At 31.7% G+C, this 10,418-nt stretch carries 9 protein-coding genes and 1 pseudogene; 5 read left to right on the forward strand and 5 right to left on the reverse strand.

From position 1 onward, the window contains the following. Window positions 1-124: 124 nt before the first annotated feature. The 5 genes and pseudogenes from JGH11_RS17285 to JGH11_RS17305 form a co-directional block, all read left to right on the forward strand. Window positions 125-1,393 (forward strand): annotated as a pseudogene (locus JGH11_RS17285) (tyrosine-type recombinase/integrase); the annotation flags it as partial. 190 nt (window positions 1,394-1,583) lie between these two features. Continuing rightward, window positions 1,584-2,642: a hypothetical protein gene (locus JGH11_RS17290; RefSeq protein WP_236264100.1), complete on the forward strand. Its 1,059-nt coding sequence runs from the start codon at window positions 1,584-1,586 to the stop codon at window positions 2,640-2,642. Window positions 2,643-2,799: 157 nt separating this feature from the next. Next, window positions 2,800-3,096, forward strand: coding sequence for a DUF3853 family protein (locus JGH11_RS17295; protein ID WP_201113897.1), 297 nt, complete (start codon window positions 2,800-2,802; stop codon window positions 3,094-3,096). Continuing rightward, on the forward strand, window positions 3,096-4,163 hold the full coding sequence (locus JGH11_RS17300) for an AAA family ATPase (protein WP_201113905.1): 1,068 nt from the start codon (window positions 3,096-3,098) through the stop codon (window positions 4,161-4,163). Before JGH11_RS17295 ends, JGH11_RS17300 begins: the two co-directional genes overlap by 1 nt. A gap of 70 nt (window positions 4,164-4,233) precedes the next feature. Beyond that, on the forward strand, window positions 4,234-5,346 hold the full coding sequence (locus JGH11_RS17305; protein ID WP_201113899.1) for a DUF6371 domain-containing protein: 1,113 nt from the start codon (window positions 4,234-4,236) through the stop codon (window positions 5,344-5,346). 313 nt (window positions 5,347-5,659) lie between these two features. Here the strand turns inward: JGH11_RS17305 and JGH11_RS17310 are convergent, their stop codons facing one another. From JGH11_RS17310 to JGH11_RS17330, 5 genes are all read right to left on the reverse strand, one after another. After that, on the reverse strand, window positions 5,660-5,995 hold the full coding sequence (locus tag JGH11_RS17310) for a DsrE family protein (protein ID WP_236264108.1): 336 nt from the start codon (window positions 5,993-5,995) through the stop codon (window positions 5,660-5,662). Between the two features lie 133 nt (window positions 5,996-6,128). Then, the gene (locus JGH11_RS17315; RefSeq protein WP_201113901.1) at window positions 6,129-6,740 is read right to left on the reverse strand and encodes a hypothetical protein; all 612 of its coding nucleotides are present in this window, start codon (window positions 6,738-6,740) and stop codon (window positions 6,129-6,131) included. A 138-nt stretch (window positions 6,741-6,878) separates the two neighbouring features. After that, window positions 6,879-7,466, reverse strand: a complete 588-nt coding sequence (locus tag JGH11_RS17320; RefSeq protein ID WP_201113902.1) for a hypothetical protein — start codon at window positions 7,464-7,466, stop codon at window positions 6,879-6,881. After that, complete coding sequence (locus JGH11_RS17325; RefSeq protein ID WP_201113903.1) at window positions 7,463-8,137, reverse strand: outer membrane beta-barrel protein; 675 nt, start codon at window positions 8,135-8,137, stop codon at window positions 7,463-7,465. Before JGH11_RS17325 ends, JGH11_RS17320 begins: the two co-directional genes overlap by 4 nt. A 357-nt stretch (window positions 8,138-8,494) precedes the next feature. Next, complete coding sequence (locus JGH11_RS17330; protein ID WP_201113904.1) at window positions 8,495-10,180, reverse strand: tetratricopeptide repeat protein; 1,686 nt, start codon at window positions 10,178-10,180, stop codon at window positions 8,495-8,497. Window positions 10,181-10,418: the final 238 nt, after the last annotated feature.

The raw sequence follows: 10,418 nt of genomic DNA on the forward strand, positions 1-10,418 counted from the left end.
GTATTAATATATTGCTATATAACAGTTTATTACGAATATAAATATAAGAAAAATATATCAAGATATCATTGTATATTCAATAAAATGGGTGTAAATTTGGGTGTATAATTTAAGCTCATTTTTTATGAATATCAAGAGAAATATAATCTTTACGCTTGAAAGCAGAAAAAAAGATGGTGTACCTATTGTTGAGAATGTTCCTGTCCGTATGCGTGTCATTTACATGAGTAAGCGTATAGAGTTTACAACGGGCTATCGGATTGATGTGGATAAATGGGATGCTGACAAACAACGGGTCAAAAATGGATGTACAAATAAGTTAAAACAAAGTGCATCCGACATAAACAGTAAATTGAATAAATATGAAACTCAAATTCATGATATATTCAAGGAGTATGAGTTGAAAGAAATAATGCCTACACCAGATCAGATAAAGGAAGCTTTCAATAATAAACAAAAAGAACGGGAGGTAGAAAAACAAAAATTCCCATTCTATAAGATGTTCGATGAGTTTGTAAAAGAACGGGGAGCTAAGAATGATTGGACTGTATCAACTTATGAAAAATTTTCATCTGTAAAAAACCACTTGTTAAGCTTTGATAAAGGCGTTGAGTTTAATGATTGGGATGAATCAAAATTGACTGAATATGTAAATTTTCTCCGTAATAAAAAAGGAATGAGGAACAGTACAATCGATAACCAGCTGGATTTTCTAAGATGGTTCCTTCGTTGGGGCATGGAAAAGGAATATAATCAAAATAGAGCTTTTGAAACATTTAAGCCTAAACTGAAAATGACACAAAAGAAGGTTATTTTTCTTACATGGAGCGAATTAAACCAACTTAGAGAATATCAAATACCTGAAACAAAAAAATATTTGGAACGGGTGCGAGATGTGTTTTTATTTCAATGTTACACAGGGTTGCGTTATTCAGATGTATATAATTTGAAAAAAAGTGACGTTAAAAATAATCATATTGAAGTAACAACTATAAAAACAGCCGATAGTCTTACTATCGAATTAAACAATTACAGCCGTGCAATATTAGATAAATACAAAAATATCCATTTTGAAAATAACAAAGCCCTACCTGTAATCAGCAATCAGAAAATGAATAATTATCTGAAAGAATTGGGAGAATTTGCAGGAATAAACGAACCAATTAGGGAAACTTTTTATAAGGGTAATGCCAGAATTGATGAGGTTTTCCCGAAGTATGAACTGTTGGGAACTCATGCGGGAAGAAGAACATTTATTTGTAATGCTCTTGCTATGGGAATCCCTGCACAGGTTGTTATGTCTTGGTCTGGACATAGTGACTACAAATCAATGAAGCCCTATATTGCTGTAGCTGATGATGACAAAAGAGAAGCTATGAAACTTTGGGATAAAAAGGAATCGGACGAAACCGACAAGATATTGGAAAAATTAAAAGAGCTGGATAAAGAGCAATTAGCTGAACTCTTAAAAAAGCTGAAATAAAAAAGTTTTCGAAAAAAACGAAAAGTATTTTTTTGTTTACTTCAAATACTGATAGCATGTGATTATTTTTGATGCTTTAATCCTAAATATCACAAAAAACATGCTTGAAGAATCTTATATAAATAGGTTTAAGTTCTATGTTAACAGTTTAACCTCCATCCTCAACTATTTATGTCAAAATAACTATATCAAGAAAAAAGATGAAATATATTGTATTGATACAGAATCATATACAAGTTCAGCCATGAATATGAATATCAAAGAAGTTATAGATAAAAGGACAGTATTCGCTTATCATGAAGTCTTAGAAAATTATTATGGCGATTCGGGTGATATAAACAGTCCTATAAACCAATACATAGCTTTTGATGGATCGGCAATAAAAGATTCCGCATCAGACGAAATAAGAGCTAATTTGTATGGAATGAATCCTCAATATCAAGAAACATATATATGTAATATTTTGGACGGTTTTAAACATTATTTTCCCTTTTTATACAAACCTATTGAAAAGAATAAACTGGCAGCATTTCAATATAATGTCGGCTATATAATAGACATGTATGATATTTGCCAAAAACTTTTTCCGTCTTTAAAAGAGAGGGAAGCTATGGTATATCCGCTTGAAAGAATTCTATATTCTGCATGGGAAGACGTTAATGGCTTTCTTTTACATATCAATAAACATATTAATATGTTTTGCCTCAACCCTGAAAGTATAAACAGAAAAGTCAATTATAATTTTTTCTCTAATTTGAATAAAGCTATTACTCCTGATAAGTTTAGTTTATCGTTAAAATCTAATATCAACATTGAAATGCTATTCAAATTCCTAATTGAACAAAGGTATATAAGTCCCGACACAAGCATAGATAATTTCCATACTTTATTTAATTCTCAAGGAAATATAATGCGTCCTATCGTATGGACAAAAATATCGACCAGAAATAAACAATGTAATAAAGCATCTCTTATTGACTTATTAAAATTATTAGGGGTGCATACAGATAAACTGCAAGACAAACTCCTTATTGAGAAATATTTTCAGGATGATGAAGGAAAACCGATGAGGCTGAATTTGTACAATAATAAAGCAAATGAAAGAAGTGAATATTATGATGAGCTGAAAAACGTCATAGACAAAGTCAGCTTCAAATAAGCAAACTTTCACAATCTATCTATAGCATACCTTGCTATACCTTTTTAGGTATGACAAGGTATTTTTTATACTCAACCGACAATCTACTTTTGTTTCATAGCTATAAAAATAAATAAGCATGCATGCTTTATCATTAAATCTTATTTATAAAAAATAAATGAACCAAGAAGTAGATTTTAACACGCCTGTTGCTATGCTCACAGTGGGACAATTAGTCGAGGTATTGAGTGACAAACTACCGACTAAAGTTATCGAAACTCAAAAAGAAGAACGAAAGTATGTTTATGGAATTGCGGGAATAGCACGGCTATTTAATTGCAGTATACCGACTGCAAACCGAATCAAGGCAAGCGGAAAGATTAGCGGGGCAATCCGACAAATCGGGCGTAAAATTGTTGTTGATGCTGATTTAGCTTTGGAGTTGGCAGGACGTAAAAACGGGGGACGCAGATAATGGAAAAAGAAGAAGCTGCAAAAGCAGCCCCCGAAACCTTTAATAAAGATAGTGAATTTCGTGAACATGAACAACATGAACAAGGTACATTTTCTGAACTAAAAGATGATATATCCTATAACCAGACGGGAGATAAACCGAATGAAAAAACGATTGGGCTTTTCAGATTAAGAGATGGTAACAGAAGGATGGCGGACGGGCATTTAATGCCAATACCTATAGGCATCTTCCATAATGTTCTTTATCGGGGAGAAGTAACTATTTTATATGCTGATACAGGTTCAGGAAAAAGTATTTTAGCTATCCAAATTGCACTTGAGGTATGTGAAAGCGGTGAAATAGTATTAGTTATCGACTTAGAGCTATCAGACAAACAATTTGAAGCCAGATATTCAGATAATTATGAAAAGCCTTTTGAATTTCCTGATAACTTCCATATTGCAGATATGACAATTTATCCTAAAATTCCAGAAGATTACACATATGAAGATTGGTTTATCGAGTGTATGAGAATGCTTATCATTGAAACAAAAGCAACATTTGTTGTTATCGACAACATGACAAAATTAGTAAGTGCCGACACGGATAAAGCACAGGTAGCAAAACCATTGATGGATAGGCTAATTGACTTGAAAAGAGAATTTAATCTGACAATGCTATTACTTGAACATACCCGAAAAACAGATATGTACCGTCAGATTTCATTAAACGATCTTCAAGGCTCTAAAATGAAAGCAAATTTCACGGATTCTGTTTTCGCAATAGGCAGAAGTGCAAAGGATGTGAACCTTCGCTATATCAAGCAACTTAAATGCAGGAGCACAGAAATTACTTTTGATGAGGATAATGTGATGGTGTGCGAAGTAGTTAAAGAAAATTCATTTCTCTATTTTAAGCCTATCGGATACAGTAGTGAATCGGAACATTTGAAAAAGCCTGATGACAAAGACCGAAGTTCATTGATTGACAAAGTGAAAGAATTGTCGGAAGGAGGTAAAAGCCAGCGGGAGATTGCCAATGAGTTGGGGATATCATTAGGAGCAGTCAATAAATACCTGAAAAGATAGTGTTCACAACCGTTCACGGTGTTCACGTCTTGAATGCATGAACATCGTGAACATTTAATCTGTATTAATTATGAAATTCAAATATCGCTACAGTCTGGAAAAACACAGAAATGGAAAGCCAAAGCATATTTGTCCCAAATGTGGTAAAAGAAGTTTTGTAAGGTACATTGATAATCTGACAAACCAATATGTAGCCGACCACGTAGGAAAATGTGACCGCTTGGAAAATTGCAATCATCATTTACATCCATATGATTATTTAAAAAGCATTTCTGCAAACGGCTACTGCAATACAGTGCAGAAAAACTATCAGGTACGGAGCAGTAAGAGTATTACAAGCCAAATAAATATTGTAGACTGTATTCCCTTTGACTATGCCAATAAAACCAGATTGCAAAAAGAAAACAGCTTAAACGACTATCTATATCGTATTTTCGGAGAAAGTAGAGTGAATGAAGTAAACTGGAATTATTATGTCGGTAGTGCAAAAAACAGAATGGTAATATTTCCTTTGATTGATATAAACGGTGTATTAAGAAGTGGCAAGTTTATGGCATACAATCCTGAAACGGGAAGACGCTTGCGGGATACTACTACTTATGTTTTTGACTGGTTGCATTCTATCCTGATAAGGAAGAAGTTATTGCCTGAAAACTTCGCTCTAAAAACCTGCTTTTTCGGGGAGCATTTAATAGGATTGGACGAAAACAGGGATAAAATAATCTGTATTGTAGAAAGTGAAAAGACAGCAATTATCGCATCTTTATGTATTTCGGACTGTTTGTTTATAGCAACGGGGTCTTTGGAAAATCTGACGATAGAGAGATTAAAGCCATTGATAGGACGCAAAATCAAGTTATACCCCGACACTTCCGAAAACGGTTCAGCTTTTGAGAAATGGAAGAAAAAAGCGGATGAAGCCCGACTATTGGGATTTGATATTAGTGTATCTGACTTTCTGGAAAAGAATTGCACGGAAGAACAGAAGCAGGAAAGTTGGGATTTGGGGGATTATTTGATTGACAGGGTATTAAAGTCAAGAGAAGCAATAAAACAGCAAGTAACAGATGAGCCAAAACAATTAAATGCTACTGATAATCAAAGTGATAGTTTAAAGAAAATGATAAAGCTTAATCCAACACTTCAAATTCTGATTGATGAGTTTGATGCGGTTGAGGTATAAAGCACTGATAACCTAATAACGAATGAGGGGGTACGGTACGAGCTACCCCCTTTTGTGTTATGTGAAATAGTGGTTTAGGTGCAGGAAAATTTTTTGGTTGGATTTAGTTGTTATCTATTGCATCTCTTTATGAAAGTGCATATAGTGATAATATATAATGTTTTAATGTTATAGTTTGGTTTGCATAAAAATATGCTCAAAACGAGCATGTTTTCTCTACAAAACAGGTATATAATATAAGAAAATTAGATACAATACGATAGCTAATGCGTATCAGTAAATTCTATAACAGTATTTCTCTTGTTAATCTTTCTCAAATAGATAAAAATTTTTCATTATTTTTTATGTATTTTGTTAATGGTTCTCCCATATATCTCACAACTACACCCAGTTTTTTGAGCTTTTCAGTGACTACAAAATTGTCACAACAGTCTTTACAAGCCTCAACTGTGATACCTTGATTTAGCATTTCCAAAATTTCAGATTGCACCTGAGTATCATTTCCTGCCAGTCTTACAGAAGCTCCCCAAATGATTATATTTACGTTTTTCCACCAGTTAAGTCTTTTAGAATTACAAGCATACATTGTAATCATTTCAAAAAATGTATCCTTATTATCAGTAATCCAGAGTATATGTAATATGTTCATATTGTCCATTCTATTATGTTAGTTTAGGTTATATCTATTCTAAAGGATAAATATGTTGATTTAAACTTAAAATCATAGTCGTTTAGCCAATAATCCGCTATTATTCAACAATCTATTTATATTTTAGATTGTTTTAAAACCTATATCCGATACCTATATTAAATCCTAACTGCAATATTTTATCATTGAAGGCTGACATTGTTGAATTTTCTTTTCCGCCAATGCTAACCATATGCATTTTAATCTCTGGGGCTAAAGACAAGGATAAACCTGATTTGAATGTATATAAAGCTCCTAAACCAGCAAATCCGCCAAGTCCCCAAGTATATCCTTTGGATGGATGATAATTAATACTTAAGCCTCCATTAGCAAAGAAATATTTCCCGAAATAGTATTTTAAACCAATAGGAATAGAAAAAATTCCGAAAGAATCATCATATGTAAAAGGCCCTCTATCAGATCCACTATATGTATTCGTTAAGTCTAATTTTATCAAGCTTGCCGATAAACCAGTAATAAATTCTGTGTTTTTTGATATTCGGTAAGCATAATCGATTGAGAAGGTATAATAATTCTTTGCTTTATAATCCTTATATACAGGTTGGTTAATCTCAAATTTCTCGATATCAATATTTGCTCTTCCATAAGAAAAATGTCCTCCAATATAGTGCTTCTTGTTTTCCTGTCCATAAACAAAGCCTATAACAAAAGAAAGAATAATTAATAGTGATACTCCTTTCATCATTTTGCGAGACAAAGTCTTTTAATTGTTTTAATCTTGAATTATATCTGTACTAATTAGCCTATAGAGAAGATAAAAGTGGAACTCTCCTTGATGCTAATTTTTGTCAGAATTGATTTATTAATGAAATTGATATACTTTTCAATCAAAAAACATTTCAGGCGTTATTTTGGTGATTTTTTTCCCTTTTTCTTTCATTTCTTGAAACTTCAACATTCTTTTGCTTAAACCTTCTTCCCCTAAAGTTCCTTCATTATCTGTATCATCTTCAATTTCTTCATCTAAAGTAAGAAGTTCTCCCTTTTTCTTATTTATAAACTCTAAAAATTTCTTTTTTTCTTTTTCGTACTTTTTATGTGATTTATCCAAAGGATCTAAACTTACTCGTGCGGATATTACTCCCATTTTGACTTTCATATCCATAACATATATCTTGCCCTCTTCCAGATTGGCATCAACATAGAACGTATTTTCACCTTTGGCTATAAAAACATGTTGCCCAGGATTGCACTCATAAGCTATATATTTTTTATGAGCAAGCTTTCCTAAGAATATATCTCCGTCATACATACTAAATTTCACCAACATCGCAGCAGTTTCGCGTCGGGCAATATACACCATACACTTACCTTTACTGGGTTGAGCAAGTATTTCATTTGTCTGTGTATTCTCTTGTGCAAATGTGCTTATGGAAAAGAGAAGTAATAAAAAAAATAGTAGTCTTTTCATTTTGTTCTAAAGCTTATAAATCCTGTTAACATTAAATTTGAAACGCTAAATCTATCATCTATTTCTGATATTTTAAAAGAGCCAGCAGTTGTAGATAGTTTAAGGCCTAATCCAAGTGTTTGATTTAGTCTGTACTCTCCAGAAATGCTACAACTAAGTCCAAATACTGTTTTTTGCATTTTACCATAAAGACCATCAATCTCCCCCTCTCCTGAGTAAAATATGGGGCCAACTCCCAAGCCTGAATAAAACCCCCATTTTCCATTTTCGTAGCGGAAATTGCAAGTTGCTCCTAAAAAAAACATATTATCAGATTCTTTCATGTTAAGTTCTGCAAGTTTATTATTGCTATGCTTGGCAAAATTCCCGTTCAAACCTATACCTATATATTCATGAAAGAAATATTGAGCCTCAATATCCAGATTATAACCGTTTCTTAATTCAGATGAAAAATCATCCAAATCTTTATTTCCCGTTTTCATATTTTCACCTAACCAATAGGCATAACCACCACCGAAAGTAAAACGAAAATTCTTATAATTCTCATCTGGTAGAGTTTGATTTTTATCAATCTTTCTACTTGTCAGCCTACTTGTCGTGTTTTGTGCATGCGTATATCCTATATAAAATGATATACAAAACAAAAGAATAATTAAATACTTCTTTCTCATTTAGATTCGTTTGTTAATTGGTTGATACTTTTTAGCTCTTTTGTAAATATAAATGCTCACACTTATGTAATACAACAAAAATTACTTCATCGAATTACGATTGTTTTGCCATAAGAAATATGATATATTCCCAAATTATGACGGAAAGATATCTAAATAAAAAATATAAATTTTGAAGTATTCTTAGCTATATCCTTTTTTAATGATAAGTTTGATTTGTATTTATTTGATATGCAATTCAGTATGTGTGATAAGATAATATTAATATATTCTTTTTTCTATAAAAGATATCCTCTCGAAATATAATGTTTTTAGTTAGAAAAATCTTCGTTTCTATTTTTTCATAGAAGTAGTATTTTAAAGGCTACTATTTATTAGCTTACATAACTCTTCATAGAAGCTACTATACTTCCCCTCGATATTTAATTTCCTTCGAATTTGCTGTTTACGCACCTTTACTGTATTTTCGGACAACCCCATTATCACAGCTATAGCAATATTATCAAGTTTGCAATAAGCTAAACAAGAAATTTTATATTCTGAATCAGTTAATTCGGGGTGTAGTTTCTTAATTTTATGAAAACAATTATTATCAAGTTTATTTTTTATCGCAATGAAATTATCCCAGTTAAACGAGCCTTCACCATAAACAATTTTATTTACTTCATTAAGAAATTTCGTTCCTGTCAACTTTGAATCTTCTTTTATACGTTCTTTTAACAAGGCTGTTTTAGTCAGAATATTGAAATATTTAGTCATGATCTCTATTGTTTCATTCTTTTCGTTTTCATCCTGTGTTTGTATAGTATAGGCATATGCTTGGATTTTTTCTATTTGGCTTGTTAGGTTTAACATTTTATCTCTTCCTCTTACTACGCTGATTCGCCATATGACAAAGAGCCCAAAGGCTATTATAATAGCTCCAAAAGCGATACATTGAAAATTTCGAGTTTTTATTATATAGAGATTCTTTTCATTTTGCAATTCACTTAGCTCATATTTTTTTTCCACCTCTAACAACTTTTCGGAAATATTTTTTTCATAGATATCGATTATATTCGTGAAGTATTTCTTATGCATTTCAAGTGCAGATTTGAAGTCTCCTTTTATTTCCAAATGCTGAGATTTTATTAGATATAGCTCGTTCTGTGTTTTATTATCTAAATTCTGAACATTATCTGTCATCTCGGAAACCAGTTTAATATATTTTTCAGCATCCTTGAACTTCCCAGAATCAAACAGTATATTAGCCATAGAAAGATAGACATTGCATGAATCATTTATTGTGTTAGCCGTTTGTAAAGCTAAGTTGTAGTTCTTTTCGGAAAGTGAATAGTCTTCAAAAAAATGATACACTAACCCAAGATTAAGATAAGATTTATACTCCTTGTCTCTCCTATTTGATTCTTTTGCCAAATCAATAGACTTGTTGTAGTTAGTTATTGCTTTTGCCGAATCACCTTTAAATGCAAAGCAGCGCCCCATATTTTTGTAAATATCATACATATAGACAGTATCATTGTCAAATTTTAACCAATGGAGGGCATTATCAAATTTCTCCAGTGCCTTGTCATAAGATTTCTGCATCATACAGTGATTAGCCATAAAGTAATATAATGTGCCTTTCAATTTATTGTATTCTGTATTGTTTAATATATTTTTTGCTCTCAGGAAAAACTCATAGGCTTCAGCTTCGTTATTTTGGGCATCCAAGACACGTCCTGCATATATATATGCTAATCCTAAATGAAAATCATCACCTTCTTCTTTGAAGTAGTCAGCTGCCTGAAAGATGTGGTGGTCATTTGAGATGTCTCTATAGTTTTTGTCTTTAACCAAAGTAGAGTAAACAGTCAATCTGTTTTTTTGAAGTTCAGATAGTTTAATGTTATTATTTTGCAAAGAATCTACTAATATCAACGCTTTTTCTCTATTGCTACTTGATAAATCATAAATCAATAATAGTTGTTCATCTATATTATTTCTGCAAGAGATAAAGGTTACAAAACTTATATAGATCAGAAGAAGATTTATTTTACTCATAATTAATAAAATAGATTTATATAATCTTAAAAAAAATTAATATCAGAGAATTATTTGTTGGTGCAACTTTGAAAAATATAAAATTATAGTACCTAATATCGCATAATAATTACTCCCATTGCTTTGAGTAGAATCATAAAAAGAAAATTGATAGTTTTCATAAGTGTAGTTGGTTATTATGGTATGTTAATTGGAAAATTGCAGACAAATGTAATTATTAATTTGATATGTTAAATAT

Source organism: Dysgonomonas sp. Marseille-P4677, from assembly GCF_016652235.1.
In the GTDB taxonomy this organism is placed as follows: Bacteria; Bacteroidota; Bacteroidia; order Bacteroidales; family Dysgonomonadaceae; genus Dysgonomonas.

Excerpts from the sequence above, each read along its gene's own strand:
- JGH11_RS17295 (WP_201113897.1), top strand. The coding sequence starts at position 2,800 with ATGAACCAAGAAGTAGATTTTAACACGCCTGTTGCTATGCTCACAGTG.
- JGH11_RS17310 (WP_236264108.1), bottom strand. The coding sequence starts at position 5,995 with ATGAACATATTACATATACTCTGGATTACTGATAATAAGGATACATTT.
- JGH11_RS17305 (WP_201113899.1), top strand. The coding sequence starts at position 4,234 with ATGAAATTCAAATATCGCTACAGTCTGGAAAAACACAGAAATGGAAAG.
- JGH11_RS17300 (WP_201113905.1), top strand. The coding sequence starts at position 3,096 with ATGGAAAAAGAAGAAGCTGCAAAAGCAGCCCCCGAAACCTTTAATAAA.
- JGH11_RS17290 (WP_236264100.1), top strand. The coding sequence starts at position 1,584 with ATGCTTGAAGAATCTTATATAAATAGGTTTAAGTTCTATGTTAACAGT.
- JGH11_RS17315 (WP_201113901.1), bottom strand. The coding sequence starts at position 6,740 with ATGATGAAAGGAGTATCACTATTAATTATTCTTTCTTTTGTTATAGGC.
- JGH11_RS17320 (WP_201113902.1), bottom strand. The coding sequence starts at position 7,466 with ATGAAAAGACTACTATTTTTTTTATTACTTCTCTTTTCCATAAGCACA.
- JGH11_RS17325 (WP_201113903.1), bottom strand. The coding sequence starts at position 8,137 with ATGAGAAAGAAGTATTTAATTATTCTTTTGTTTTGTATATCATTTTAT.
- JGH11_RS17330 (WP_201113904.1), bottom strand. The coding sequence starts at position 10,180 with ATGAGTAAAATAAATCTTCTTCTGATCTATATAAGTTTTGTAACCTTT.